Raw genomic sequence first — 26,383 nt, forward strand, 5'->3', positions numbered from 1 at the left:
TTACTCTCCTTCTGTATTAATTAATTCTTCTCCTGTAATTAAATATCTCGGAACAAGTTTGAAATTGCTTTTCATTTTATTTCCATCTGAATCTATAAGCAAATATTGTTCATCAATTTTTTGCATAACCGTAATTTCCGCCTTGTAGCCTGTTTCTATAGGTTGATTTTCTATGCCCAGTATTGTCCTTGGATTTATTGTCGCCAATGTTACGACTTCACCTAGGCTAAGACCCAAATTTACAAGCTTAGTCAATGTAGTAGTTAGGCTGTACACAGGACCATTAATATTTTGATTGTATATATCGGTGCCGGCTGTATAGGGTTTTATATCCAGGCTAAAAGCTTTTTGCGCAACCTTAAAATTAAAACTAGATGTTCCGTGGCCTACGTCAAATAAGACTCCTCTTTCATATGCATCTAAAGCCTCTTTTAATACTGTACCATCCGGGTTGAAAAGACCGCCCTGCTTGCCATGATAAATATGGGTTACAATATCTCCCTTGTCTAGCAGATTCAGAACATCCTTAAGCTCCGGCGGAGCATTTCCAATATGCACCATTAAAGGTAGTTCCATCTCTTTAGCAAATTCTTTAGCAATTTTTACGGGACCAATTCCTAAATTGCCTACTACGCTGGCACTTGCTCTTACTTTTATCCCCTTGATAACTTCTCTATTATTTAAGATAACTTTTTTATTAGCTTCAATATCGATATTGTTATAATCTGAAAGCTCTCCCGTTCCCTTCTTAAGTCCATCTTTGGCAATGTTTAAAAATTCATATACTTTCGTTCTGCTTTTGCAAATTACATTCTTTTTAAAGTCTTCAAAGGTATATGCCCCTGCGCTGCCGGCATCTACCAAAATACCCACGCCCATATTTACTCCTACTGTGTCCGGCAATACCCCAAGAGGTGTTACGTCAGGAAAGACATGGGTATGCATATCTACTAGAGAAGGTGTTACTATTATATTCTTGTCTTCGATCACGAACGACGCATTTTCTTTATAAATATCATGATCTATTTTTGAAATTTTACCATTTTCGATTAAGATATCGCCATTAAAGTCAGCGCATTTCATTGGGTCAATTATCCTTGCATTTTTTATAACTAAAGTTTGGGCTTTCACTTCGTCACATCCTCACTATTTAAACTCATATATGCTTTTATTGCTAAAATATCCTCATCCATTATGGTAAAGGGATACTTTTTACACAAATCTTTCATTTCTTCATATATAACGGAATCGACCTCTGATTTATCATTTGTCAATTTAAATGACTGCCCTTTAAAAAGGTCCTTCTCTTTAGAACTTAAAGAAAGTCTCAAAGCTAAGTGAATAATTAGCCCTAAATAAGTTTCATTGCTCATTTTGATTGCAAGTTTATTTTTAAGCCTATCAACGAAACATGCTAGATCGGAAATTATGCTTATAAATGCCGGGATCTCTTCTTTGTTTGCTATTTTTAAATTATTGGCCGATCTTTTACTTTGAAACTTGCTGGTTTCCACATTTAAAACATTGTATATGCGAACCATATCAGTTTCTGATACAAATGGGCTTACGGAAATGACCGGAAAATTATCGTTCTTAAAATTAACTGTAGAAATAATTGCATCTACTTCAGGATCATTTAATGACTCGGCTTCAGACATCGAAATCGTTCCCTTGACTACTATATCGGGAAATTTATTTTTGAGGTTTGCTACAAGTAACTGGGCTCCTCCTAAACCGGTGGGACATACTGCGTATACTTTTTTTGTCTGTGTTCCCTTTGCCCTTTCTATGGCAGCTCCCAGATACATCATAATGTAGCTTATTTCATCATCATCTAAGGAATATCCGGTATCTTTTTCAAAAACCTCAGCCATTATTTTGGCGGTTGAATATAGCTGTGCATATTTTTCTAAAACAATATCTTTGAGAGGGTTTTTTTCCTCCATTCCCAGCATTAGCCTGTTGTATGTGGCAGATAAATGAAGATTTAATCCTTTAGATAGTTCTTCATCATTCGAAAGGTCCATCCCCAAGATGCTGCCGGCTGTCTCTATCATAGTAGCAACACAATTATTTAACGACGGATTTAATTCCTCTTTATAGCTCTGATTAATTTTTCCGCTTAAAAGATGTAATGTTATATATCCTACTTCAGCTTCAGGAATAGCAACTTCATATTCTTTCTCTATTTTTTTGCTCAAAAGTTTCGATATCTCATATTCAGGATTTTGCTTTAGGAAATTTAGTTTCTGCTCATCAATAGTTATATTAAAACCATCTTTAATCCTTTTTACCGCCATTGCTATATGGACTACTAATGCCAAAAAAGCACTATCGGTAAACCTGTAACCTAAGGCCTTTTGCGATTCATTCACGAAGATTTTTATAGGTTCTAAGTTGATATTAGACAAATAGGTGGAAAAAAGGTCTATAACAATATTGTCTCCTGGTTTTTTCATTGTATTTGCATAATTATTATTTATTTCTAGAAGACTTAACATTTGCGATTCATCGAGATTTTCTGTAAGAAAGCTTATGATAGCCTCTCTTTTATTATCTTCATCTCCTTCTAACGCCACACCTTTTTTCTGTGTCCTGACAACATCCAGGTCAAACCTTTTAAACCAATTTTCAACATCATTTAAATCATTATAAAAGGTGGTTCTGCTAATACCGGTACGGGAGCATATATCGCTTATGGTAACAGTATCGCTTTCTTTTAAAAGAATACTTATAATTGCTTTCACTCGTTCTTCTTTCGATAACGGAGTTATATATGGCTTAAAATCAGAGAGTTCATTTTTGATTTTACAAATAGTTTCTTGATCGTTTTTCTCCCTATTTACCCAGATACCCGTACCTGGCTTAATACATAATTCCAGCCCCTTACTGGAAATCCACTCTCTAATGTCCTGCAAATCATTATATATAGTTCTCTTGCTCACTTTATACTTATTAGCCAACTCTTCTGCCGTATACATCTGATTTTCTTCATTTAAAAATTCATACAGAATATGGCGCTGTCTCTCTGATAAATCCATAAAATCACCTTTATTTATATTCAAAAGTATTATTTTTGCAAAACCATTGTTGAAATAAAATACTATATCTATATACTTTCCAATTAACTTTTGATAATAATATTCGCTATTTCCTTGGAATATCCTTTAATATAATAAGTTCAATTTATTGCACCATACTAATTGCAATTTAGTACTTTATTTTTAAAACCAAACTATGTTTTTCCTTTCTGTTAGGAAAATATTTATTTGAAGAAGGTATAACTTACTTTATAAAATAGTTTTAGAAGCATCAAATTAAAATAATGTAGAAAGGTGGCAGTCATGCAAAACATAGAAGAAGTTTCTGTTAAAATTATTGCTTCCGCCGGAGATGCCTTAGCGCAGATGGTGCAGGCTTTAGATGCCGCACGAGTAGGCGATTTTGAAAAAGCTGACAGCTTAATGCAGCAAGCAAGTCTTTCTATTACCGAAGCTCATAAAGTTCAAACGGGTCTTATTACTCAAGAAGCACAGGGCATTAAAAGTGAATATTCTATATTAATGGTTCATGCACAAGACCATCTGATGAATGCAATGCTTGCTCAAATATTAATTAAGGAAATGATACAGCTTTATAGAAAGCTTGCAGAAGTTTCAAAAGGAGGCAAATTTAATTGAGCTTTGGAATAATTGCTACATGGCGCATGGCCCTTGAAGGCGTTGAAAAAGCTGCAAAAATGCTGAAAGACGGTTCAAGCGCAGGTGATGCATTAGAAAATGCTATAATGGCGGTTGAAGATTATCCCTTTTATAAGTCAGTAGGTTACGGCGGATTGCCCAATGAAAACGGCGAAGTGGAACTGGATGCAGCTTTTATGGATGGAGATACTTTATCTATCGGTGCAGTTGGAGGAATTCGCGACTTTAAAAATCCCATTAGCATTGCCCGCCATCTTAGTCGAGAAAGATTTAATATCTTTTTAGTTGGCATTGGCGCTGAAGAATATGCTCATAAAAACGGTTTTGAAAGAAAAAACATGTTAACAGAACGTGCCAAAAAGATCTGGGACAAACGAATTAGGGAAATAAGAGAACAGAACCTTAGCCCGTACGATGGTCACGATACAGTAGGTATGGTTTGTCTTGACAAAAATTCAAGTATGGCAGCAGGAACTTCTACCAGCGGTTTATTTATGAAAAAGCGGGGACGTGTAGGCGACTCGCCGTTATCAGGTTCGGGGTTTTATGTAGATTCACAAATCGGCGGAGCTGTTGCCACAGGTCTCGGGGAAGATATCATGAAAGGGTGCCTGTCTTATGAAACTGTAAAACTGATAGAAAGGGGTCTTAGTCCACAAGAAGCTGCAGAAAAGTCAGTATATGAGCTTACGCAAAAATTATTGCAAAGGAGGGGAAAATCCGGAGAAATATCTGTTGTATGTATGGACAATAAGGGACGTTGGGGCGTCGGAACAAATGTAGAGTTTTCATTTGTTGTATCTTGCGAGGATGATAATGTTCCCAAGGTATACCTTGCAAATCCTCATGGCAGCAAAACCTTGTACTCTCAGGCCAGTCAACAATGGCTAGAAGAATACCTTAAAAGAATTACAAGCCCCATAGTGTAAAAGTTAAAGCCAAAAAATGAAAGGAGATTTTATATGAATAAGGTACAGGATTTTCTTGAAAAGAAATTATTACCCTTTGCTGTAAAATTAGCAGGTCAACGGCATTTAGCCGCTATTCGCGATGGATTTATTTCATTTATGCCCTTCTTAATCATAGGTTCTATATTCATTATTATTCAAGATTTTCCTGCTCCCGGATGGCAAGAGCTGCAGACAAAGCTTTTTGGGCCGGGATTCAATCAGTTTATTATACTTCCAAAAAGAGTCACTTACGATATAATGTCAATATATATAGTCGCAGCAGTAGCATACAAGCTAGCCCAATCTTACAAAATTGATGCTTTCTCGGCATCCTTATTAGGAATTGCTTCATTTATACTTGTAACGCCTATTACTACGACGATAGAAATTGATAATACAGTTCATACCGTAGAAAAGGTCATAACAGTTGGTGGCTGGTATGGAACCCAGGGGCTGTTAGTAGCACTTTTAGTTGCAATTATATCCACTGAAATATTTAATTATTTTATCAAAAAGGGTATTATTATACGAATGCCTGAAGGTGTTCCGCCGGCAGTAAGCAGAGCTTTCTCAGCTCTTATTCCCGGATTTGCAGTAATCGTATTTATGTTGCTGGTTCGTCTTGCTTTCCTTCAGACGCCCTATGGTTATATTCATGATTTTATCTATAAAATTGTTGCTGCACCGATGACTGCTTTAGTAGCAAATAATCTTTTAGGGGCAGTTGGGACAGTTTTTGCTATTTCCCTCCTGTGGTGCATAGGTTTAAATGGCGGAGCAATTGTGAATGGCATTCTAAGACCATTCTGGGTGCCTTTGCAGGAAGCAAATTTGGCCGCAATTGAACAAGGCCTTCCTGTTCCAAACATCATTACAGAACAGTTCTTTGATATGATTTGGATCGGAGGTGCCGGCGCTACTTTACCTGTAGTATTCCTGCTTATACTCAGAGCAAAATCAAAACAATATAAAGAACTTGGCAAATTATCTCTTGCACCTGGCTTGTTCAACATAAATGAACCTATAATGTTTGGTCTTCCTGTAGTTCTTAATCCAATAATGATGATACCCTTGATTTTGGGTCCTGTGACAATAACTATAGTAAATTATCTTGCGATGGCAGCCAACATTGTTGCAAGGCCTACAGGTGTCATTCTTCCGTGGACTACACCGCCGATAATTCAAGGCTTCCTTATTACAGGTCACTGGACTGGGGCAGTGCTTCAACTTGTAGATATATTAATTGTCGGAGCAATCTGGTGGCCGTTTATAGCGATGGCAGACAAGCAAAGATACGAGGAGGAGCAAGCGCAGGCACAAATCGAGGAGTAAAACTACTTTTGTAAGTTCGGAGGAAAAAACTATGAAAATATATCTTGTATGTTATGCGGGCATGTCCACTAGTTTGCTGCTTACGCGGATGGAAAAAGTTGCAAAAGAACAAAATTTAGATGTAGACATTCAGGCAGTTGCGGCAACACAGATTCACGAAGCATTAGAGGATGCAGATGTTATACTTTTAGGCCCTCAGGCTCGATACCTTTTGAAAGATGTTCAAGAAATTGCATCGAAGAAGGGAGTGCCAGTAGAAGTTATAGATTCTGTAACTTATGGGACCATGAATGGTGCAAAGGTTCTTGATATGGCTTTAAATCTTATAAAGAAAAAATAGCAGCAAAATTTATGCCTACCAATGGGTAGATAAAACGAATAGAGGGTTACACAAGATGCTCTCAATTACACGCTACCGCTTATTCAAAGTGAGGTAAAAATTCCTTTTGCAGATAGATAAAAACTCCCTGCGTTCCTTCCAGGTTCGCAGGGAGTTTTTATCTTCTTGATATTTCTATACTATCTCTTCCATGAGTTCTTTCATAGTAACAATTCTGGCAGTTCCTTCATATTCATTAATGGCCATATGGACTTTATTTTTTGTAATTTCCTAAAAAGTTCATCCGTTTTTGTGATTATATCATTTTCTTTGTATGGATCTATCCCGAATATCTCAACAAAAAATTAGTATATAAGCTCAGCAGTTTGCTAACATACATTAACTTGCAGCCTTTATAAGTTAATGATTTTACATATCGTAGCATTATTTATAAAGATAGATGTTTATTCCTTTATACTTCTTATTCCTGCATTTTTTATTATATCTGCAACATCTTGCCATTTGTTTAAAGTGTAGATATGGAGGCCATCGATTCCCATATTAATATAATCGTAAATTAATTTTACAGTGTATTCCTTACCTGCTTTTTTGAAATCTTCAGGGCTGTCGCCATATTTTCCTATGATTTCCGCTAATTCCTTCGGAATCGAGCATCCGTTAGATACCGTCATTCGAATCGTAGGATCCTTTGAAAGAACCGGCATAATACCGGCATCTATAGGTAATGTAACTCCGGCTTTTCTAATTTGTTCAACCCAACACTGATAGTTTTTGACATCATAGCATAATTGGGTCATTATGTAGTCTCCACCGGCGTCCTGCTTTAATCGAAGGTGAGCTATATCTTCTTTAAGAGAACCAGCTTGAATATGCTTTTCCGGGTTCCCTGCTACTGCAATGCAAAATTCAGGGAAATTTGTCCTAATATATTCTACTAACTCATTGGCATGATCAAAATCTCCTCTTGTTTCCTGCCATCCCTTGGGGAAGTCTCCTCTTAATGCTAGAATGTGGTTAACCCCCATTTTTAAGTATGTCTCTAGCTCTTCGCGTATTTTTTCTTTTTTATTGCCTATGCATGTATAATGAGTTACCGGAATTGTTTTGCCGCTTTCTTTAATGGCCTTGCATATTTCCATATTCCGGCCTACATTCGTTCCTCCCGCACCGTATGTACAGCTGATAAAATCCGGTTTATAAGCGTATAAATGCTCTAATGTGTCAAGAAGAGGTTCCATGGACTGTTCAGCTTTAGGTGGGAAAACCTCGAAAGAAAAAGACATCCTTTTTTTCATAATATCGGTTACTTTCATGTTGTGCCGTTACAGAAAACTTATAAAGCTTTATATGATATAAGGGAGTCTAGCTTTTTAATGTTTTAAGTTTTTTCTGTAACGATATTCACCTCCTGCATTATTTTTTGATCATCTTCGGTCAGTTCCTTAATTATTTTCTTAGCTTTATTTGTTTTCTAAATTCTTCTTTATATTGTTTTCTTGTCATTTAAGCAAGCCCCGTGTTTTTATACTATCATATACAAAAATTTTCTCCAAGTTGATTTTATGGGCTATAGGAAAACAACCTAACGTGTTAAATAAGTATCCCTTACTTCATTTTCATGTTATTATATAAACATAGGCAAATTTTTTATGAGGTGGGTAAATTTATGAAGACTATACTTTGTTATGGTGATTCCAACACATGGGGTCATAATCCTGATGGTACAGGTAGGTATCCAAAGCATATAAGGTGGCCAAGTGTGCTTCAAAATGAGCTCGGTCAAGGATTCGAGGTGGTACCCGAGGGTCTAAACGGCAGAACCACTGTCTGGGATGATCCTGTCAGAGGGGAACATAGAAACGGCAAAGCTTATCTTTTGCCATGCTTACATACTCATAAGCCTTTAGATCTTGTAATATTATTTCTAGGCAGCAACGACCTAAAAAGTAGGTTTAGTGTAACATCTAATGAAATAGCACAGAGCGTAGAAATGTTGGTAAATATAATCAAGAAAAGTGAAACAGGGCCAAATTTAGGATCCCCGGAAGTCATGGTAATAATTCCTCCGCCGATTTTGATTCCGGAAAATGCGCCAACTATAAGTTATTTAGCACCTGAGCTTGAAAAAGCTATAGAAAAGAGTAAGCATTTTTCAGAGCAGTATACGATGGTATTAAGCGGGCAATGCCATTTATTAGACTCGTCTAAATATATCTCAACCAGCAAAATAGACGGTATGCACTTAGACCCTGAAAGCCATGCTGTTTTAGGTAAAGAAGTTGCGGCATACATCAAGAAACATATATTCACGGAATAAAGAGAAAAATCCCCCTTTATTTCATACACTTTCACTTATTTTACCCATTGTTATACATTTTTTTGATAGCATAATAATTTACAAGAAAGCACTCCATCAATAAGTTGTTTGTTTGCCAGCTCATAGACATAACCGTCTAAAAGCTGATATACTATTACTAATAAAGATTGTAAAGGGTGAGGACAATTTTAATTAAACACAAAAAATTTATAGTAAGCATTTTAGTTTTGTCATTGGTTTTCGCATTGATTTTATCGGCATGTAATACGAGCACATCGGCTAAAAAGGCTGATGACAATGTAGTTGCGCGTGTCAATGATGAAGTTATTACGAAAGATGAATTGTATGATGCGTTAGTTCAAGAAAACGGCGACGCAGTGTTAAATTCCTTAATTGCCAATAAAATAGTGGAACTCGAGGCTAAAAAACAGAACATAACTGTGTCAGAAGAAGATGTGCAAAAAGAAGTTGATAAACTGGCCGAGCAATACGGCGGTGAAGAAGCATTTACTCAGTTTCTTGATATGTATGGCTATTCTTTAGATGGAATAAAGGATAATATTAAAATGAACTTATATGTCAAAAAACTCCTTGAACCTACAATTAAAATAGAAGAAAGCGAAATAAAGAGCTATTTTGATGAGAATAAGGCAAGTTTTGACACGCCGGAGCAGGTAAAGGCAAGCCATATTTTGGTCGACACTGAAGAAAAAGCAAAAGAGGTTAAGCAGAAATTGCAAGACGGAGAAGATTTTGCAGAACTTGCAAAGACTTATTCTACCGACACCTCAAATAATCAGCAGGGTGGAGAGCTTGGCTACTTTTCAAAAGGGCAAATGACCCCAGAGTTTGAAGCAGCTGCATTTTCTTTAAAGGTTGGAGAAATAAGCGATCCTGTAAAGACAGAATTTGGCTATCATATTATCAAGGTTGAAGACAAAAAAGAGGCAAAAGAAGCAACTTATGAAGAAAGCAAAGATAAAATAAAAGAAGCATTATTGGAAGAAAAACTTTCAACCGCTTTTAGTACTTGGATTCAAGAAAAATTTAGCGAATACAAGATAGAAACGCTTATATAAAAAATTAACAAATTTACCCAGCGCCTGCAAGCTAAAAACTTTTGCAGGCGCTGCACTTCTTGATATTTTGTATTATTTGTTATATAATAGATTTGTAGTATAATTTCATATGGGGGCGTTTGGTTTCGACGGGGGTAGCAGGGATAAGAGCTGCAGGCCGAGCTTTCCGACTCGTAAATCCGGAAACAATAATTAAACGCCAATAACGATTTAGCTTACGCTGCTTAATTAAAGCAGCGCGTCCTTACTCGGCTTTGCCCGAGAGCTGAGATAAGGGCGTCAAAAAAATCGGGATTTTCTTTTAGCGTTGCTCTGGCGCTAAAAGAGAAACTTACAGAGCTGGCCGAGCTTTAATCCTGCCCTCAGGAGTAAAGCCGGCGAGATCCAAAATGAGGGATAAGCTTGTAGACGCTCTTATTGATGTACCTCCGGACAGGGGTTCGATTCCCCTCGCCTCCACCATAAAAAGCTATTTTTGATATTAATTAATTTTATTGGACATATACAAGCACGAGATTTGAAACTGTGCAAAAGGGCTTTCGAAGTAAAAAACAACTGCGGAAGTCTTTATTTTATTTGAGGATAAATACGGGGTTTATTAGTTCTAAGAAACATCTTACCAGGAAGTGGTTGCTAATATGAAGTTGCTAAAAAATATTTTCGGATTTAGAGCTAAGATGCAGCATAAGCAAGCCATCCAAATTTCGAAAATCTTGTTGTGTCTATTAATATCCCTGTCGCTGATAATTATTGCGGCCTGTGGTGTCTCAACAGATTCACCTCAATCTGATTCTCTGCCAAAATCTCCGCCTGCCCAATCCCAGGAAGAGGAAGTTTCTTCTGCGCAAAATCAGCTCAAAGTCCATTTTATAGATGTAGGTCAGGCAGACAGCATTTTAATTCAGACTCCCGAAGGAAAAGTTATGCTTATTGACGCAGGGAATAACGAAGATGGAGATTTTGTTGTGTCATACTTAAAATCTCAAGGTGTAGAAAAGATTGATGTTTTGGTAGGTACACATCCTCATGAAGATCATATAGGCGGTATGGATGATGTTATATATTCCTTTAATATAGGCAAAATTTATATGCCTAAAGTTGCTTCTACAACCCGGACATATGAAGATGTATTAACAGCTATAAAATCTAAAAATCTCAAGGTTTCTACTGCAAAAGCAGGAGTTACAATTGACATAGATCCTAAAATCAAAATCGAAATGCTTGCTCCCAACAGCGAAACTTATGATGATTTAAACAACTATTCTGCTGTTATAAGGATTACATACGGTAAAACCGCATTTCTTTTCGAGGGAGACGCTGAAAGTTTATCCGAAAAGGAAATGTTAAAAAAAGGATATGATCTTAAAGCTGATGTATTAAAAATCGGCCATCACGGCAGCTCAAGTTCTACTACATCAGAATTTCTTGCAGCTGTGTCTCCAAAATATGCCGTGATAAGTGTTGGAAAAAACAATGATTACGGCCATCCTGCAAAGACAACGATGGATAAACTAAAGACTGAAAATATAATAGTGTATAGAACGGACGAATGTGGGACAATCACTGCTACAAGCGATGGCGCGAACATTTCTTTTAATTGTAAGCCCGGAACTTACAATTCCGGGGCACTAAGCAGCTCAAATTCGTCTATCTCAAGCTCCGTTTCAAATATAAATAAGTCTTCTACTAAAAGTTCGGAAATAACAGTGTATTGGACGCCTAATGGCAAATCATATCATTATTCTAAGGAATGCTCGACCCTTTCTCGCAGTAAGACCATCTTAAGCGGTCCTCTTTCCAAATGTCCTAAATCGGATCCTTGCGATGTTTGCGTTCATTAGGAGGATGGAATAAATGATGAAGGTAATTATTGATAGATTCGAAGGGGATTTTGCGGTAGTAGAATTACCGGATAAAACAATGGTGAATATGTTAAAAATACTCCTTCCTTCAGAGGCGAAGGAAGGAGATGTAATCAGTATAACTGTGGACAAAGAGGAAACAAAAAGTAGGAAGGCTCATATAGAAAAACTGATGAATGACGTATGGGAAGATTAATTTTCAGTTGCCTTTTTGTATTCCTCAGCTATTTCTTTTAGCTTTTCACAGTTTATATCATAAAAAGGAGAATTATTCATGCGGACTGCAGTTCCAAAGTGAACTTCTTTTGTCCCGGTTTTTTTAATAACCGGAGCTAAAGTCTCTTTTGTCATGCCTCCTCCTACCATAATTTCGATCTTTCCTTTTCCGGCTTCGATCATCCTACATATTGTAGAAAGATTGTCCATAGGCTTTCCTTTACCGCCAGAGGTAAGCACTCGCTTTATCTGTGGATATTTTGCAAGAATTTTAATGCTTTCTACCAAATCTTTTGTCTCTTCAATTGCCCGGTGAAAAGTTATATCAAGTCCCTCTGCTGTCCTCAACAATTTTTGTAAATTTCTTTCATCAATACTTCCGTTTTCATCCGCCATGCCTATAACGATTCCGTTTGCCTTTAGCTCTTTTACAATATTTATATCTTCTTCCATGATTTTTATGTCTTCTTTGGTATATATAAAAGACTTGGCATGGGGGCGAATCATTACATTAACAGGAATTTTAACCCTTTCAACAACATTTTTAATAAGAGCGTAACTAGGCGTAAGCCCTCCTTCAGTAAGGCCTGACACCAGCTCTATCCTTTGGCCTCCGCATGCCTCTATTTTTATCGCATCGTCAATACATGTTGCTATGATTTCAAGCACTTTTCATCACCTTTGCTAGTATTAATATGCTTTTATAACATTTAAAATGTTGAGTTCTTCGTCAAAAATTATAAGGTCTGCATCTTTTCCTATTTCTATGCTGCCTTTGCATTTATCTACACCAATAGCTTTTGCAGGATTTAGGCTCGCCATGCGAACAGCATCTTGTAAAGAAACCCCCACCATTTTTACCATGTTGTATACCGCTTTATTCAGCGTTAGGGTGGAGCCCGCTAAAGTTCCATCTATGAGCCGGGCTTGTCTATCTTTTACTATAACTTTTTGCCCGCCCAGGGTATATTCTCCATCGTCAAGTCCGGCAGCCATCATGGAGTCGGAAATCAGTATGACTTTATCCTTGCCCTTTGAATTTACAACAAGTTTCATTGCGGCAGGATGTAAATGAATCCCGTCACAAATCATCTCACAAGATACCCTTTCATCTGTCAGGGCAGCTCCGGCTATTCCAGGCTCTCTGTGAGTAAAGCTTCTCATTCCATTAAAAACATGAGTGACTTGTGTTACCCCACAATCAAATGCTTTTTTTGCAATATCAAAAGAGGCATCGCTGTGGCCTGCTGACACTGTTATGCCGTGGTCTTTCAAAAAACGTATCGCATCTTGCGCACCGGGAAGTTCAGGTGCCAGTGCAACTATCTTTACAGAATTTTTTGAAAGCCTTATAAAATCTGCCAGTTCATCTGCGTTTGGCTCTTTAAGATGCTCGGGAGCTTGCGCCCCTTTTTTAGCAGGGGAAAAATACGGACCTTCAAGGTGCAGCCCTAGTATTTGGGATCTGGGATTATCTGAAACATCTAAGCTGCCATGTTTTTTATTCTGCTCTGATATATAATCTGCAACGTTTACAATGGCTTTCTTAGTATCTTCAATTGAAGCTGTCATAGTAGTTGCCAAAAATCCTGTCACGCCGTTTTTACAATAAAAATCAGCCATGGCGCAGAGTGCCTCAAAAGTGGCATCCATAGTATCATGCCCGGAATTTGCATGGGTGTGAATATCAATAAAGCCTGGAGCAAGATAATTGCCCTTAGCGTCTATAATCTTGTCAAAATTTTCCTCCTGCAGTTTACCGCAAGGCGCAATATCTTTTATTTTAGTTCCCTCAACAGCTAATTCAAAACCATACAACACCTCATAAGGCGTTATTATGTTTGCATTTTTTATAAGAACATTCATCAAGCTTCCTCCGTTTCTATTTCTGTGTTCTAATACATTTTATCATAGAAGGGTGGAACAGTGAACTTTAAAAGCAATAAAAACTAAAACTGTAATTGACGATGGTGTAAAATTGCCAAAAGTAGCTTTGATAGGAGACGATAAAAAGCTGCCCCCGGTCAAGTAGGCCAGAGGCAGCTTTTGTGCTGCTAAAATTTAAGAAGTGCTTATTACTTAGAAATTATTTATTTACACAGCGATGCTGCTTCTTCATCCATGATTATTGTTGTATCGGGATGTAGTTTTAGGAGAGAAGCCGGGATTTTTGTAGTTACTACGTCTCTGTTTAGAATTTTGGCCATAATCTCTGCTTTATTTTTGCCGCTGGCTAAAAGCAGGATTTTTTTGGCTTTCATTATAGAACCAATGCCCATTGTTATAGCTTTTGTTGGAACTTGTTCAGGAGAATCAAAGAACCTGGAATTTGCTTTTATGGTATCTTCTGTAAGATCGGTTAGATGTGTCCCTAGAATCAATTCCTCTGCAGGTTCATTAAAACCTATATGACCGTTTACACCTATGCCCAGCAGCTGCAAATCAATGCCGCCGAACTTTGAAATTTCTTCATCATATTGCTTGCAATAAGTTTCAACATCTTTTACCAATCCGTTAGGTATATGAACATTTTCCTTTTTTATATTTACATGATTAAAAAGATTTTCGAACATAAAATAGTTATAGCTCTGGGGATCGTCGGGAGGAAGATTGTAATACTCATCCAAGTTAAATGATACTACTTTAGAAAAATCTAATCCCTCTTCCTTATGCATCCGAATAAGCTCTTTGTATGTACCTATAGGAGTGCTTCCTGTCGCAAGTCCGAGCACTAAATCAGACTTTTGTTTTATTTCGTTAGCAAAAATCTGTGCCGCTTTCTCACTCATTGCCGAATAATCTTTTTCAATAAATACCTGCATAAAACTACCTCCTAAACATTTTTACAGATTAAAATACATTACTGATTATATCACAAAAAGTTTAATTGTATACTTTTGTTAAAATTAAATTAAAAAATTTTTTTACTTAAAAGCTCAGATTTTTTGCCACGTCTTCCGCTATATTCAAAGTTTTTTCTATGTCTTCATCTGTATGCGCAGTCGACACAAAGAAGGTTTCGAATTGGGATGGAGGAAGATAGATACCGGCTTGCAGCATTTTTTTAAAGAAAATATTATAACAGGCTGTATCAGACGTGGCTGCCGAAGCATAATCATAAACTTTGCTATTTGTAAAGAAAAGTGTCATCATGCTTCCGACGCGATTTATTGTAACCGGAATACCTGCTTTATCCATAATGTCCTTTAATCCCGAGCAGAGTCTTTCCGCCTTCTTGTTAAGCTTGCTGTATATGTCAGGATTTTTAGAAAGTATGCTTAAAGTCGTATATCCTGCAGCCATAGCCAAAGGATTGCCAGATAAGGTTCCTGCCTGGTATACAGGACCATCAGGAGATACCCTGCGCATAATTTCTTCTTTTCCTCCATAGGCTCCCACCGGCAGACCGCCTCCGATAATTTTCCCAAGTGTTGTTATATCAGGCACAATATTATACAATCCCTGGGCGCCTTCATATCCAACTCTAAATCCTGTAATGACTTCATCGAAAATCAAAAGCGCGCCATGGCTTTTTGTTAAACTTCTCAGCTCCTGTAAAAATTCTGGCTTTGGAGGAACTGTCCCCATATTGCCGGCTACAGGTTCCACAATAACAGCGGCTATATCTCCCGGATGTTTTTCAAAAACATCTCTTATCATATCTATATCATTATAGTTAGAAACAACAGTATCTCTTGCAGTATCTTGAGTTACCCCGGCAGAATCCGGACTGCCGAAGGTAAGGGCTCCCGAACCTGCTTTTATAAGGAGACTGTCAGAATGGCCATGGTAACAGCCTGCAAATTTAACTATGATGTTTCGACCTGTATAGCCTCGTGCAAGCCGTATTGCGCTCATAGTGGCTTCAGTGCCGGAATTTACCATTCTTACAACTTCAATCGAAGGTAAGGCTTCTCTTATTTTTTCAGCCATAAGCACTTCAAGTTCTGTACATGCGCCAAAGCTTGTGCCCAGCTCAGCCTGTTTTTTAATAACCGATACCACTTCCGGATGGGCATGTCCCAGTATAAGGGGACCCCATGAAAGCACATAGTCAATGTACTCTTTGCCGTCCTCATCCCAGATATGACTTTTACTTCCTTTTTTTATAAAAGGCGGCGTAAGCCCTGCGGATTTAAAGGCTCTCACTGGACTATTTACACCGCCCGGCATAACTTTCAAGGCTCTTGTATAAAGCTCTTGGGATTTCATATTTTCTCACCTTTTTCAATTATGTTCTCATAGATTTCTATCTTTTCTTCGATTGTAAGATTCTGATGTTTTATCTCCTCTCTTGCCTTTGACAGCTCATCAAGGAGTTTTTCATATCTTTCTCCTATTGTTTTGTCAAGCTCCTCGCGTATTTTCCTTGAAAGAAGAGGACTTTTGCCCCCTGTTGCAACCGCTATCGTAAGGTCTTTTCGCCTTAGCACCGATGGAACTATATATGAAGAAAGCTTAAGATTATCTGCAACATTTACGAGGATGCCGCGCTCTTTAGCTTCATTTGCCACCAGCTCATTTATACGGGCATCATCACATGCAGCAACTACTAAAAAATATCCGGCAGCATCCCCTGAAATATAGCTTCTATGTATTACGTCGATCTTATTTTCTTTGGAAAGCTCATCCACTTCATCACATATTTTGTCTGCAATTACGGTTACTTTCCCTCCACATTCCAGCAAAGACTTTATCTTCCTATATGCAACTTTGCCCCCGCCTACCACCAGGCACCTCTTGTCCTCTATATCGAGCATTATCGGGTAGTAAGCCATTTTGCCGCATCCTTTGCAAAATAGGTTATTATCATATCGGCGCCTGCGCGCTTCATGGATGTCAGCGACTCCAACGCCACAACTTTTTCATCAAGCCATCCTTTCAGCGCTGCAGCCTTTATCATTGAGTATTCCCCACTTACATTATATGTGGCAAGAGGAACCTTAAAGCTGTCTTTTGCACGCCTTATTATGTCAAGATATGCAAGCGCCGGCTTTACCATCACGATATCAGCGCCTTCTTCTATATCCAATGCTATTTCTCTTAAAGCTTCATCTGAATTTGCAGGGTCCATTTGGTAGCTTCTTCTATCTCCAAACTGAGGAGCCGACTGAGCCGCTTCCCTGAATGGTCCGTAGAAGCCGGAAGCGTATTTTGCGCTGTATGCCATGATCGGTACCGTAACATAACCTTCGCTGTCCAATATTTGTCGTATGCATCCTACCCTTCCGTCCATCATGTCGGAAGGCGCTACCATATCGGCTCCGGCTTTTACATGAGATAAGGCGGTTTTTGCTATAAGTTCTAAGGTTTTATCATTATCCACATACCCATTTTCCACCACTCCACAGTGACCATGGCTGGTATATTCGCAAAGGCATACATCTGTTATGACAATCATAGAGGGTATCGCCTCTTTTATAGCCCTTACAGCCCTTTGCACGATGCCTGAGCTTACATAAGCCTGGCTTCCTACCTCATCCTTCGAAGAGGGTATGCCAAAAAGTAAAATTGCCGGTATTCCAAGTTCATATGTTTCTTTGACATCCTTGACCAGTTTATCTATGGAAAAATGAAATACTTTCGGCATAGCCTCGATTTCCTCTTTTACATTCTCGCCTTCCACGACAAAGTAAGGATATATGAGATCCTTTACATCAAGTGAAGTTTCTCTTACCATATCTCTGATATTTTGATTAAGTCTTAACCGCCGCGGTCTTTTCACAAGTTCCGCCTTCATTTAAAATCACCTTCCTTATCAATATAATAGGCTAATATGGCTCTTGAAAGTCCCTCAATGGTATACTCTTGAGGTATAATATCAACGTTCCGGCCTGCTTTTTCTAAGGCCGCTTTTGTAACAGGACCGATTGCGGCTATCTTTACATTTTTAAAACCTGTCATATCATCATTTAGTATTTTGCACATAAAATCAAAGGAGGATGGACTGGTAAACACCGCTACATCGATGCCATCCTGGATTTTCTCAAGCAGCTCTTCTTTAATCTCAAAATTTGGTTCGTTTTTATATGCTGTAATTTTTTTTGCTTTAAGACCGCAGTTTTCAAGACCAGCTATAAGTTCCGCTCCCCCTATATCCGATGTTATTACTGCGGCGCTCTTTCCAAAATGCTCTTTTTCTATGCAGCTCAATAGTGCCTTTGATGTATATACCTTAGGCACCACATCAGGATATATATGAGCTTTCGAAAGTTCTTCACCTGTTTTTTCACCTATGGCCCATATCTGTTTGCCTGATAAATACCGTGCATCTATTTTATTTTCCTTCATACATGAAATAAAGGCATTGACGCCGTTTTTGCTTGTAAATATCAGGATATCGCAGTCCGCGATTTCGTTTATAAATCCTTTCACATTTTCCGCTTGAGAAGATATTTTAAGTGTAGGGCAAATAATAACCTCTGCCCCCTCTTGCTTTAGCTCATTAAATGGCAAATCTCGCCTCGGCGTCGGCTCATCGGAAAAACCCGTTCCTAAAAAGAGGATCCTTTTGCCAAAAAGCTTGCCTTCTTCATACCATGATAGCTCATCTCTCAAATTTACAACCTGGCCTATCACTATGACAGCAGGATTTTTTATACCGGCTTGTCTCACCTTATCGCCTATGTTTGATAATGTGCCTACCACCGTCTTCTGACCAGGTGTTGTTCCTTTCATTATGACGGCAGCAGGCGTATCTGGTGATTTGCCATATTTTATAAGGCTGTTTGCGATATTGTCCAGGTTGCAAATTCCCATCAAAAATACCAAGGTCCCTTTCAGTTTTGCCAATGCTTCAAAATCAATAGAGCTTCCTCCGTCTTTCTCATGCCCTGTTATAATATGGACGGATGAAGCTGCATATCTGTGCGTTACCGGAATTCCGGCATAAGCGGGCACTGCCACTGCTGATGTAACTCCGCAAATTATTTCAAAGGGTATTTGATTTTGCCTAAGATAAAGGGCTTCCTCGCCGCCTCGTCCGAAAACAAAAGGATCGCCGCCTTTGAGTCTTGCTACATTCTTGCCTTCTAGGGCTTTCGTATAAAGAATATGATTTATCTTAGACTGAGGCACCGGATGATCTTTCGGAAATTTACCCACATCAATAAACTCTGCACCGGAAGGTGCCCATTTGAGAATATCAGGATTTATCAGGCGATCAAAAACCACCGTATCGGCGTGTTTTAAAGCCTCTACCGCTTTTAAAGCAATTAAACCTAAATCCCCTGGACCTGCACCTATAAGGTATACTTTGCCCTTCATAGTTTACCTCCCAATTCCTCGGCAAGGCGGATACCGATTTGTTCTGCTTCGCTTCTTCTGCCTTCAAGTTTTCCCCGCTTTACTATTTTATCCCTTTCTATCATGCCTATAAGCTTTAATCTATCATCAAAAATCTCGGCATATGCTCCCATAGGCTGCTTACAGCTGCCGCCTAGGACTTTCATAAAAGCCCTCTCGGCTCTTGTTGCGCAAGTAGTCTCGTCATCATTTATATGCCTGACAAACAAGGACATTTCATCATCAGCTCGAGTTTCCACAGCCAATGCACCCTGTCCTACCGCCGGTACTATTTCGTCCGGTGAAAAATAATCGGTTATGAGGTTTTCCATACCCAGCCGCTTTACGCCTGCCGCCGCCAGTACAATGCCATCAAGGCCGCAGGTTTTTATCTTTTTTATGCGGGTGTTAATATTTCCTCTTATCTGAACACACTGGATATCCTGCCTTAGCTTATTTAATTCACAAATCCGCCGCATACTGGAAGTTCCTATTTTGGCCCCTGTATCCAGCTCGGAAAATCTCCTGCCATCTGCCGATATAAACACATCTCGGGGATCTTCCCGCCGAGTAATCGCTGAAATTTCAAGCCCTTCAGGCAAATCTTGTGGCACATCTTTTAAACTGTGCACTGCCATATCAATAGCGCCGTAAAGCAGTGCTTCCTCTATTTCTTTAACAAAGGCGCCTTTGCCCAATTCATACATATTGGAATTTAAAAATTTATCTCCTGTAGTCTTTACGGTTATCAGCTCAAAATCCCATTGTGGAAAGTGTTCTTTTAATTGGCTGATAATCAGCTTAGTTTGCACTAATGCCAACTGGCTTTGCCGGCTGCCGACTTTTACAATTTTTTTCATCAAAAATGCCTCCTGCAAATACATTGACTACTGATTCGTCTAGCTTTTCTTCCTCGGCCAATGTCTTTAGTCCGATTAAATATCTATTCACTATCTTTGCTGCAACCCTTTCAAGTGAATACTTAATCTTTTCCTTTTCTTTTTCATCCAAATCCTGCAGCTTGTTTTTAACTCGTTCATATTCGCTGCGGCAGACTTCATCAGCATATTCGTTCATATGTCGTATCATCTTTTCGGCATAAATGGTATTATCCCATTTGATAATATCGTTTAGACTATCATCGATCATATCCTCAATTATAGTAACTAAATGTTCCCTTTTCTTTTGATTTTCCACAGCGGTTCTTTTTAAATCATCAATGGTAAACAGTGTCACTCCATCTATTTCGCCTATCCGGGGGTCAATATCCCGCGGAAGCGCTATATCTACCATGCAGATTTTATCGCCCGGATGATGACAGGCCGTAAATTTCTCAAGGTTTACCGTATAGTGCGGCGCATTTGTAGCACTTATAACTACATGGCTCTGGTTTATGTATTCATACTTTTGCTCATAGGGTACAACCGTTACCTCCGGGATTTCTTCCTTGAGTTTTAACGCATTTTCATAGGTTCTGTTAGAGATATAAATGCGTCTTGCCCCCTTTGCCACAAGGTGCTTTATGACCAGCTTCCCCATCTCCCCGGCGCCTATTACAAAGATATTTTTGTCATGCAAATCCTTAAAAACCTCCAATATAAACAAAACTGCAATATAGCTTATAGAAAGCGAATGATTTGTAATTCCGGTTTGACTTCGGGCATTTTTTCCAAGAGTAATCGCTTCTCTAAAGAGCTTGTTTGTGTATTTCCCGGTGGATTTACATTTTTTTGCAATTTCCCAGGCTTGTTTCACCTGAGATAAAATCTGATCTTCCCCCACCACCATTGATTCAAGACCGCAGGCAACTCGAAAAAGATGCTCTACTGCGCATATTCCATCAAGTGCGTAGATATATGGGGAAAGCCGAGCATCATCCAAAGCGAAAAAATCGCCAAAAAAGTTTGTAAGCACATCTGTTTTAGGCTCAGACGCAATCGCATAAATTTCACTTCGGTGGCAGGTTGATACTATAACCGCCTCAAGTATGCCATTAATTTCTTTAAGTTTTGCCAATGCTTCGCCTGTTCTTTTATCAAAACACACTTTTTCTCTAAGCTCAATTGGAGCTTCTCGGCTGACACCTACCATTAAAAGCTGTTCAATTCCCATTGCCGTTACACCAAACCTTTTTTTGAAATAAAATAGTTTCACAGAAGAAATCTATTGCAAATTTCACAAATAACTTTATCCATATCATTTACTACATTGGGGTAATTTACAGATGGCCGCTCAATCAGCAGGATTGGAAGATTAAGCTTTGAAGCGGCTGTGATTTTTTCCGGCACACCGCCAATTGCTCCGCTGTCTTTTGTAACTACTACATCCGCCCTGTATTCCTTAAACATTTGAAAATTTATTTCCATACTAAAAGGCCCTTTTGCCGCTATGATATTTTCCGGAGTAAACCCCAAATCTTCGCATTTTTTTAGGACTTCACTCTTTGGCAGCACTCGTGCAATAAGATATTTACCTATGTGCATAAGCTTTGCAAACTTGTCTAGATTTTTACTGCCTGTGGTCAGGAAAATTCGCTGATATTTTTCTAAAACCTTTACGGCTTCGTCTATGTCTTTTACATGAATTATATTAGGATATTGGGTTTTGGAGCTTTCCCGTTCATAGCGAAGATACTCTATATTGCATTTGCAGGATACTGCTATGGCGGTTTCGCTTATATCTTTTGCATAAGGATGTGTTGCATCTACGATGAGTTCTATGTTGTTTTCTTTAATTATTTGTTCAAGACTATCCTTGTTTAAGGGACCTGTTCTGAATTCAATTCCCGGGCCAAACAGCCGGCTGCCATATTCGGTAACCGTTGTGGCTAAGACTTTAAGTCCTTTTTTGCAAAGCCTCTCAGATAAAATCCGTCCATCCTTCGTACCTGCTAATACCATAATCATAGCTTATACCCTCGTGGTGTAATCATTTTGCCACCTATCGTAAATGTGTTCTTGTTGCCGATAACTACAATGCTTGTCATATCGATATTCTCTATCGGCACCGATTCCAGTGTTGTAAATATCACCTTTTCTCCTTCTCTGGATGCATTTTTCACTATGCCTACAGGAGTATCCTTAGGCTTATATTTTGATATAATTTCAAGGGCGGTATCCAAATGGTTTTCTCGCTCATGGCTTCTGGGGTTGTATAAGGCTATGACAAAGTCTGCCTGAGCTGCCGAATCCAGCCTTCTCTCTATGACTTCCCATGGCGTCAGATGGTCTGAAAGGCTAATCAGCGCAAAATCGTGCATTAGCGGAGCCCCTAAAAGAGCCGCTGCCATATTTACAGCACTTATGCCCGGTATCACTTCAATTTTTATATCTAAGCCCTCCTTTGCTGAAAGTTCCAGCAAAAGACCTGCCATGCCATATATCCCCGGATCGCCGCTGCTGATTACACAGACTTTTTTCCCTTCATTTGCAAGCTCTATGGCCTTCTTGCACCTTGAAACTTCATGGCGCATACCTGAGCCTATGATTTTTTTATCTTGAATAATCGGTTTTATTAAATTTAAGTATGTATTATACCCTACGACCACATCACATTCCTTCAAAGCATCCATGGCTTGCAAAGTCATGTGTTCCAAAGAACCCGGCCCTATTCCCACCGCTTTTATCCAGCTCATGATGTCCTCCTTTTATATACTGCCAAAGTAATGCCCTTTGATGTGTAATATCCTAATTCCTCTCCTCCTCGGCTTGCCATATAGGCCGCCGGTCTTGCCACACAGCCTGTGCCTACGGTTTTTTTGACAAAAGAGGAGCAAGGGAAACGGTTTTCGTATTCTGCAAGCTGTACGCCGGTATATAGTTTAAGCGGCGCATTTAAGCACTCAGACAATTGCAGTATACATTTTTCTTCTCTTTTTATATCCACTGACGCAATACAGCCCACGCTTTTTTCGCTTAAATTAAAATCCCTTAAAGCCCTTTTGACTTGAGTAAGCAGTGTCTCATAAGGCACGCCCTTTCTTGTACCGATACCAAGCACTGTATTTTGAGGCCGTAAGATTACATAAGGCACGGGAGGAGGCAATATTTCTTCATCCGTTACAAATACAGCAGCTTTGGCATCTTTAGGCAAATCATTTGAAAATACTTCTGACCGCTTTATAAGATGTGCCAGCTTTTCATATGGAAAGTCTTTTTCTACCGATAATGCCAGCTTCTCACCATTTACAAGGCAGGCGCTCACCTTCGGCAAATCCGAGAAATTGTCAATATAAAAGCCGAGTTTTTTGGCTAAAACATCTATGCTCTCAAAACCCTGAATGTCACTGGCGGTAGTAATTACCGGCATACATTTTAGAACCTGAGCCACTTTTGACGCAAGTTCATTTGCCCCGCCAAGATGCCCGGAAAGCAAGCTTATAGAAAATTTCCCCTGTTCGTCCACCACTACAACCGCCGGATCCGTTCTTTTGTCGCAAATCACCGGCGCAATCGCCCGAGTCGCAATACCGGCAGCTGTTATAAAAATCAGACCGTCATAGCTTGAAAATATTTGGCGGATAAAATCCTTAAATGAGTTTTTTATCGGAAAATAGTTTTTCAAATCAGCTTCATTTAAAAGCCGACTGTTTACATATACATCGCCGCCGACGCCTGCTCTGATTTTCTCGGCAATGCTCATTCCGTTTTTTGTTATAGCAATAATGGCTGTCTTCATTTTCTTACCTGTATTCATGGCTGAATGTTTTGTTATAGAGGCATGAGAAGTCATATTCATCACTTAAGAAATTTCCTACCAATATCAGTGCTGTCTTGCAAATTCCCGCTTCTTTTACTTTTTCTGCAATATCTGAAAGAGTGCCCTGCACAATCTTTTGGTCCTCCCAGGTGGCTTTATATACAACAGCGATAGGAGCATCCGAACCATAAACCTTCGCCAAGTCTTCTGCAATTTTTTCAATCTGATTTATGCTGAGAAAAATAGCCATAGTTGCTTTATGTTTTGCCAAAGCATCTAAGCTTTCCTCTTCGGGAACCGGCGTTCTGCCTTCTACTCTGGTCAGTATGATGGTCTGGCTTTGTCCGGGCACGGTAAGTTCCCGCTTTAATACTGCACCGGCAGCGCTAAATGAGCTGACACCCGGAATTACTTCATAGGGTATCGCAAGTTTATCAAGAGCTTCCATCTGTTCCCTTATTGCCCCATAAATAGAAGGATCTCCCGTATGAAGTCTTGCCACATCTGCCCCTTTTTCAAAAGCATCTTTCATGGCATCGATGATTTCATCAAGATTCATCGTAGCACTGTTATAAATCTTCGCTCCGTCTTTTGCATATTTTAGCAGCTCAGGGTTTACAAGCGAGCCTGCATATATTACTACATCGCAATTTTCCAAAAGCTTTTTACCCTTTATAGTAATAAGTTCCACATCACCGGGACCGGCACCGATAAAATAAATCACTTTTTATCCCTCCAGGCAATAATTAGGGAAAGGTAGCTTACACCCCTGCCCAAATATTTATCTAAATCAAATTCTATTTTTTCATCTTCCTGGCCGCAGTGGGTAACAAGCACTGCACAAAATCCGTTTTCCTTCAAGACCTTTACTACATCATCATAATTTCTGGATATTTTCATCAAAACAACATTGTCAAAATCCTTTAGGGTTTTTTCCAGTAATTTTTTGTCTTTAACCGGTATTACGGCAAAGGGAGCGTCTCCTTCTGCTATGGGGATATTGACCTTAGATGCAGCGGCGCAAAAAGATGTTATTCCCGGAATTGTTTCGGCTTCATACCCGCAAAGTCGTGATAATATATATGTATAAGTGCTGTATATCATAGGATCTCCCAACGTTATAAACGCAGTGTCGTTGCCTTCTTTAAGAATTTCTTGAATGATCTTAACGTTTTTGTCCCAAATATCATTTAGTTTATTTTTATTGCTTATCATGGGAAAATTCATCTCTATAACTTTACAATTGATGTAAGGCCGGGCTATCTTTAAAGCCAAGCTTTCTTTATCTGCCGCAGGAGCTATGACCATATCCACTTTAGACAAAATCTGTGCGGCTTTCATAGTAATAAGTGTCGGGTCTCCCGGTCCCACTCCGATTCCATAAAACTTACCTGATTTATTCATATAAAGGCTCCTCTGCTTTCTTGCTGTCTTCGGGTTTTCTTGCTGCAAATATATAAATGGGATTGTGGGCAAACATCATTGTTTTTCCCTTTACTTGCTTTGAAGTAGAGATATTTGCTAAGGTGATATCCCTCTCCCAGCATCTTACCTTAAAAAATCCCTGCAAACTGCATAAGGTATCTATTGCTATGGCATTTGCAACTATAATGCCGTAGGGCGTAAGTCTTTCGGCGGCTGTTTCTAGGATTTCCTCGGTAAAATCCCCGGTTCCGCCTATGAATATGCTGTCAGGGCAAGGAAGATTTGAAAGCGCATCAGGTGCTTGTCCACAAACTATTTCCATATTTTTAACTTCAAATGCCTTTCGATTCTCTTTAAGCAGCTTTATTGCCTCCGGATTTTTCTCAATTGCAAAGACCCTTCCCTCCCTGCAATACACTGCTGCTTCCACTGAAACCGAGCCTGTGCCTGCGCCTATATCCCAAACTATGCTGTCGCTTTTGAGCCGCATTTTTGAAAGAGATAAAACCCTTATCTCTTGTTTTGTCATGGGCACGCTGCCTCTTATAAAAAGCTCGTCAGGGATGCCGAATCCATACTGCCACACCTTGTTATCACCACCACATTTAAGTCAAAATTTTGAGTGCTTTCGGCAAGTTCTTCAACCGAAAATTCCCCTATCTTTTCATTTTCATAAGATAGGTTTTCTCCAACATATATTTTTACATCAACAATACCTGCCTGTCTTAAACTTTGAGCAATGTAGCAAGGGCTATGTATTTTGTCGGTAAGCACTGCTAACGATTTATATTCCTTGACTTTTTCTATAAGCTCCTGCTTTCGACCGTGAAGGCTTATCACGCAAACATCTTTCATTGGCATCTTAAGTTTTCCCAGCATGTATTGGATACAACTTATTCCGGAAATTACTTCGATTTCTTCTTTCTTTCGCAAGCTGAGTATTTTATCGAGGATACCGTATATTGTCGGATCGCCGGAAGCTAAGACTACTACATTGCCAGGATTATCCAGGGCTTTTTCTAAATCCAACTTGCCATCGAACAATATTTTCGCGCACGAAACCCCTTCACACATTTTAAGCTGCCGCCGGCCGCCTATGATAACATCAGCGGATTGTATCTTTTTTAGAGCAATTGGAGTTACATAGTCAGGATGTCCCGGACCGATGCCTACCACACT

Annotated in this window: 25 protein-coding genes, 1 other RNA gene and 2 pseudogenes; 9 read left to right on the forward strand and 19 right to left on the reverse strand. The window is 39.0% G+C overall.

The features are described 5' to 3' along the window. Together TSYNT_RS06570 and TSYNT_RS06575 are read right to left on the reverse strand one after the other, a co-directional pair. Positions 1-1,131, reverse strand: a complete 1,131-nt coding sequence (locus tag TSYNT_RS06570) for an amidohydrolase/deacetylase family metallohydrolase (protein ID WP_059032696.1) — start codon at positions 1,129-1,131, stop codon at positions 1-3. Then, on the reverse strand, positions 1,128-3,041 hold the full coding sequence (locus tag TSYNT_RS06575) for a BglG family transcription antiterminator (protein WP_059032697.1): 1,914 nt from the start codon (positions 3,039-3,041) through the stop codon (positions 1,128-1,130). Before TSYNT_RS06575 ends, TSYNT_RS06570 begins: the two co-directional genes overlap by 4 nt. A 303-nt stretch (positions 3,042-3,344) precedes the next feature. On the opposite strand from TSYNT_RS06575, the gene TSYNT_RS06580 reads away from it, so the two are divergent. The 4 genes and pseudogenes from TSYNT_RS06580 to TSYNT_RS06595 all read left to right on the forward strand — a co-directional run. Beyond that, positions 3,345-3,680, forward strand: coding sequence for a PTS lactose/cellobiose transporter subunit IIA (locus TSYNT_RS06580; protein WP_059032698.1), 336 nt, complete (start codon positions 3,345-3,347; stop codon positions 3,678-3,680). Positions 3,681-3,706: 26 nt separating this feature from the next. Then, positions 3,707-4,630 (forward strand): glycosylasparaginase, encoded by a 924-nt coding sequence (locus TSYNT_RS06585; RefSeq protein WP_059032888.1) that lies wholly within the window; start codon positions 3,707-3,709, stop codon positions 4,628-4,630. A gap of 33 nt (positions 4,631-4,663) precedes the next feature. Beyond that, positions 4,664-5,983 carry a PTS sugar transporter subunit IIC gene (locus TSYNT_RS06590; protein ID WP_059032699.1) on the forward strand — a complete coding sequence of 440 codons (1,320 nt, stop codon included), beginning with the start codon at positions 4,664-4,666 and terminating at the stop codon, positions 5,981-5,983. A gap of 28 nt (positions 5,984-6,011) precedes the next feature. Next, positions 6,012-6,323, forward strand: a pseudogene (locus TSYNT_RS06595) (lactose/cellobiose PTS transporter subunit IIB); the annotation flags it as partial. Positions 6,324-6,766: 443 nt separating this feature from the next. On the opposite strand, the gene TSYNT_RS06600 reads toward TSYNT_RS06595, so the two are convergent. Continuing rightward, positions 6,767-7,618 carry a methylenetetrahydrofolate reductase gene (locus TSYNT_RS06600; protein ID WP_202859737.1) on the reverse strand — a complete coding sequence of 284 codons (852 nt, stop codon included), beginning with the start codon at positions 7,616-7,618 and terminating at the stop codon, positions 6,767-6,769. A 371-nt stretch (positions 7,619-7,989) separates the two neighbouring features. Here TSYNT_RS06600 and TSYNT_RS06605 point away from each other — a divergent pair, with 371 nt between their 5' ends. The 5 genes and pseudogenes from TSYNT_RS06605 to TSYNT_RS06625 all read left to right on the forward strand — a co-directional run bounded on the left by TSYNT_RS06605 (position 7,990) and on the right by TSYNT_RS06625 (position 11,777). After that, positions 7,990-8,640: an SGNH/GDSL hydrolase family protein gene (locus TSYNT_RS06605; RefSeq protein ID WP_059032702.1), complete on the forward strand. Its 651-nt coding sequence runs from the start codon at positions 7,990-7,992 to the stop codon at positions 8,638-8,640. Between the two features lie 176 nt (positions 8,641-8,816). After that, complete coding sequence (locus TSYNT_RS06610; protein ID WP_083497682.1) at positions 8,817-9,719, forward strand: peptidylprolyl isomerase; 903 nt, start codon at positions 8,817-8,819, stop codon at positions 9,717-9,719. A gap of 111 nt (positions 9,720-9,830) precedes the next feature. Next, positions 9,831-10,181: a transfer-messenger RNA gene (gene ssrA, locus TSYNT_RS06615) on the forward strand. A 215-nt stretch (positions 10,182-10,396) separates the two neighbouring features. Continuing rightward, positions 10,397-11,347, forward strand: a pseudogene (locus TSYNT_RS06620) (ComEC/Rec2 family competence protein); the annotation flags it as partial. A gap of 226 nt (positions 11,348-11,573) precedes the next feature. Next, the gene (locus tag TSYNT_RS06625) at positions 11,574-11,777 is read left to right on the forward strand and encodes a DUF3006 domain-containing protein (protein ID WP_202859741.1); all 204 of its coding nucleotides are present in this window, start codon (positions 11,574-11,576) and stop codon (positions 11,775-11,777) included. Here TSYNT_RS06625 and TSYNT_RS06630 read toward each other — a convergent pair. The 16 genes from TSYNT_RS06630 to cbiE form a co-directional block, all read right to left on the reverse strand. Beyond that, positions 11,774-12,466 carry a copper homeostasis protein CutC gene (locus tag TSYNT_RS06630; RefSeq protein WP_059032703.1) on the reverse strand — a complete coding sequence of 231 codons (693 nt, stop codon included), beginning with the start codon at positions 12,464-12,466 and terminating at the stop codon, positions 11,774-11,776. The genes TSYNT_RS06625 and TSYNT_RS06630 overlap by 4 nt on opposite strands. Before the next feature lie 21 nt (positions 12,467-12,487). Next, positions 12,488-13,663, reverse strand: coding sequence for an N-acetylglucosamine-6-phosphate deacetylase (nagA, locus tag TSYNT_RS06635; RefSeq protein ID WP_059032704.1), 1,176 nt, complete (start codon positions 13,661-13,663; stop codon positions 12,488-12,490). A gap of 224 nt (positions 13,664-13,887) precedes the next feature. Further along, positions 13,888-14,619, reverse strand: coding sequence for a glucosamine-6-phosphate deaminase (nagB, locus tag TSYNT_RS06640; protein WP_059032705.1), 732 nt, complete (start codon positions 14,617-14,619; stop codon positions 13,888-13,890). A gap of 106 nt (positions 14,620-14,725) precedes the next feature. Continuing rightward, a complete protein-coding gene (gene hemL / locus TSYNT_RS06645; protein ID WP_059032706.1) occupies positions 14,726-16,009 on the reverse strand; it encodes a glutamate-1-semialdehyde 2,1-aminomutase in 1,284 nt (427 codons plus the stop codon). Beyond that, complete coding sequence (locus tag TSYNT_RS06650) at positions 16,006-16,575, reverse strand: precorrin-2 dehydrogenase/sirohydrochlorin ferrochelatase family protein (protein WP_059032707.1); 570 nt, start codon at positions 16,573-16,575, stop codon at positions 16,006-16,008. Before TSYNT_RS06650 ends, hemL begins: the two co-directional genes overlap by 4 nt. Beyond that, on the reverse strand, positions 16,557-17,537 hold the full coding sequence (gene hemB, locus TSYNT_RS06655) for a porphobilinogen synthase (protein ID WP_059032708.1): 981 nt from the start codon (positions 17,535-17,537) through the stop codon (positions 16,557-16,559). The genes TSYNT_RS06650 and hemB overlap by 19 nt, the downstream gene beginning before the upstream one ends. Further along, entirely contained in the window at positions 17,534-19,063 is a 1,530-nt protein-coding gene (gene cobA, locus TSYNT_RS06660) for a uroporphyrinogen-III C-methyltransferase (protein WP_059032709.1), read from the reverse strand. Before cobA ends, hemB begins: the two co-directional genes overlap by 4 nt. Beyond that, positions 19,060-19,941: a hydroxymethylbilane synthase gene (gene hemC / locus TSYNT_RS06665; RefSeq protein WP_059032710.1), complete on the reverse strand. Its 882-nt coding sequence runs from the start codon at positions 19,939-19,941 to the stop codon at positions 19,060-19,062. Before hemC ends, cobA begins: the two co-directional genes overlap by 4 nt. After that, positions 19,883-21,193, reverse strand: coding sequence for a glutamyl-tRNA reductase (gene hemA, locus TSYNT_RS06670; RefSeq protein WP_059032711.1), 1,311 nt, complete (start codon positions 21,191-21,193; stop codon positions 19,883-19,885). Before hemA ends, hemC begins: the two co-directional genes overlap by 59 nt. Positions 21,194-21,231: 38 nt before the next feature. Beyond that, positions 21,232-21,987 (reverse strand): cobalt-precorrin-6A reductase, encoded by a 756-nt coding sequence (locus TSYNT_RS06675; RefSeq protein WP_059032712.1) that lies wholly within the window; start codon positions 21,985-21,987, stop codon positions 21,232-21,234. After that, the gene (gene cobJ / locus TSYNT_RS06680; protein ID WP_059032713.1) at positions 21,984-22,715 is read right to left on the reverse strand and encodes a precorrin-3B C(17)-methyltransferase; all 732 of its coding nucleotides are present in this window, start codon (positions 22,713-22,715) and stop codon (positions 21,984-21,986) included. Before cobJ ends, TSYNT_RS06675 begins: the two co-directional genes overlap by 4 nt. Next, positions 22,712-23,818: a cobalt-precorrin 5A hydrolase gene (gene cbiG, locus TSYNT_RS06685; protein WP_083497683.1), complete on the reverse strand. Its 1,107-nt coding sequence runs from the start codon at positions 23,816-23,818 to the stop codon at positions 22,712-22,714. The genes cobJ and cbiG overlap by 4 nt, the downstream gene beginning before the upstream one ends. Continuing rightward, entirely contained in the window at positions 23,763-24,503 is a 741-nt protein-coding gene (gene cobM / locus TSYNT_RS06690) for a precorrin-4 C(11)-methyltransferase (RefSeq protein ID WP_059032714.1), read from the reverse strand. The genes cbiG and cobM overlap by 56 nt, the downstream gene beginning before the upstream one ends. Further along, on the reverse strand, positions 24,500-25,183 hold the full coding sequence (gene cobI / locus TSYNT_RS06695) for a precorrin-2 C(20)-methyltransferase (RefSeq protein ID WP_059032715.1): 684 nt from the start codon (positions 25,181-25,183) through the stop codon (positions 24,500-24,502). The genes cobM and cobI overlap by 4 nt, the downstream gene beginning before the upstream one ends. Further along, positions 25,176-25,790 (reverse strand): precorrin-6Y C5,15-methyltransferase (decarboxylating) subunit CbiT, encoded by a 615-nt coding sequence (cbiT, locus tag TSYNT_RS06700; RefSeq protein ID WP_059032716.1) that lies wholly within the window; start codon positions 25,788-25,790, stop codon positions 25,176-25,178. The genes cobI and cbiT overlap by 8 nt, the downstream gene beginning before the upstream one ends. Further along, positions 25,748-26,380 (reverse strand): precorrin-6y C5,15-methyltransferase (decarboxylating) subunit CbiE, encoded by a 633-nt coding sequence (cbiE, locus tag TSYNT_RS06705; RefSeq protein ID WP_238142659.1) that lies wholly within the window; start codon positions 26,378-26,380, stop codon positions 25,748-25,750. Before cbiE ends, cbiT begins: the two co-directional genes overlap by 43 nt. Positions 26,381-26,383 lie beyond the last annotated feature (3 nt).

The sequence above is a fragment of the Tepidanaerobacter syntrophicus genome (genome assembly GCF_001485475.2).
Taxonomy (GTDB): Bacteria; Bacillota; Thermosediminibacteria; order Thermosediminibacterales; family Tepidanaerobacteraceae; genus Tepidanaerobacter; species Tepidanaerobacter syntrophicus.

Coding starts and splice junctions, on each gene's coding strand:
- hemL (WP_059032706.1), bottom strand. CDS start 16,009: ATGAAATCCCAAGAGCTTTATACAAGAGCCTTGAAAGTTATGCCGGGC.
- TSYNT_RS06675 (WP_059032712.1), bottom strand. CDS start 21,987: ATGATTATGGTATTAGCAGGTACGAAGGATGGACGGATTTTATCTGAG.
- TSYNT_RS06590 (WP_059032699.1), top strand. CDS start 4,664: ATGAATAAGGTACAGGATTTTCTTGAAAAGAAATTATTACCCTTTGCT.
- nagB (WP_059032705.1), bottom strand. CDS start 14,619: ATGCAGGTATTTATTGAAAAAGATTATTCGGCAATGAGTGAGAAAGCG.
- hemB (WP_059032708.1), bottom strand. CDS start 17,537: ATGAAGGCGGAACTTGTGAAAAGACCGCGGCGGTTAAGACTTAATCAA.
- TSYNT_RS06605 (WP_059032702.1), top strand. CDS start 7,990: ATGAAGACTATACTTTGTTATGGTGATTCCAACACATGGGGTCATAAT.
- cobI (WP_059032715.1), bottom strand. CDS start 25,183: ATGAATAAATCAGGTAAGTTTTATGGAATCGGAGTGGGACCGGGAGAC.
- TSYNT_RS06585 (WP_059032888.1), top strand. CDS start 3,707: ATGGCCCTTGAAGGCGTTGAAAAAGCTGCAAAAATGCTGAAAGACGGT.
- cbiG (WP_083497683.1), bottom strand. CDS start 23,818: ATGAATATGACTTCTCATGCCTCTATAACAAAACATTCAGCCATGAAT.
- TSYNT_RS06650 (WP_059032707.1), bottom strand. CDS start 16,575: ATGGCTTACTACCCGATAATGCTCGATATAGAGGACAAGAGGTGCCTG.
- TSYNT_RS06575 (WP_059032697.1), bottom strand. CDS start 3,041: ATGGATTTATCAGAGAGACAGCGCCATATTCTGTATGAATTTTTAAAT.
- cobJ (WP_059032713.1), bottom strand. CDS start 22,715: ATGAGCTGGATAAAAGCGGTGGGAATAGGGCCGGGTTCTTTGGAACAC.
- cobA (WP_059032709.1), bottom strand. CDS start 19,063: ATGAAGGGCAAAGTATACCTTATAGGTGCAGGTCCAGGGGATTTAGGT.
- nagA (WP_059032704.1), bottom strand. CDS start 13,663: ATGAATGTTCTTATAAAAAATGCAAACATAATAACGCCTTATGAGGTG.
- TSYNT_RS06600 (WP_202859737.1), bottom strand. CDS start 7,618: ATGAAAAAAAGGATGTCTTTTTCTTTCGAGGTTTTCCCACCTAAAGCT.
- TSYNT_RS06625 (WP_202859741.1), top strand. CDS start 11,574: ATGATGAAGGTAATTATTGATAGATTCGAAGGGGATTTTGCGGTAGTA.
- TSYNT_RS06580 (WP_059032698.1), top strand. CDS start 3,345: ATGCAAAACATAGAAGAAGTTTCTGTTAAAATTATTGCTTCCGCCGGA.
- hemA (WP_059032711.1), bottom strand. CDS start 21,193: ATGGGAATTGAACAGCTTTTAATGGTAGGTGTCAGCCGAGAAGCTCCA.
- hemC (WP_059032710.1), bottom strand. CDS start 19,941: ATGAAAAAAATTGTAAAAGTCGGCAGCCGGCAAAGCCAGTTGGCATTA.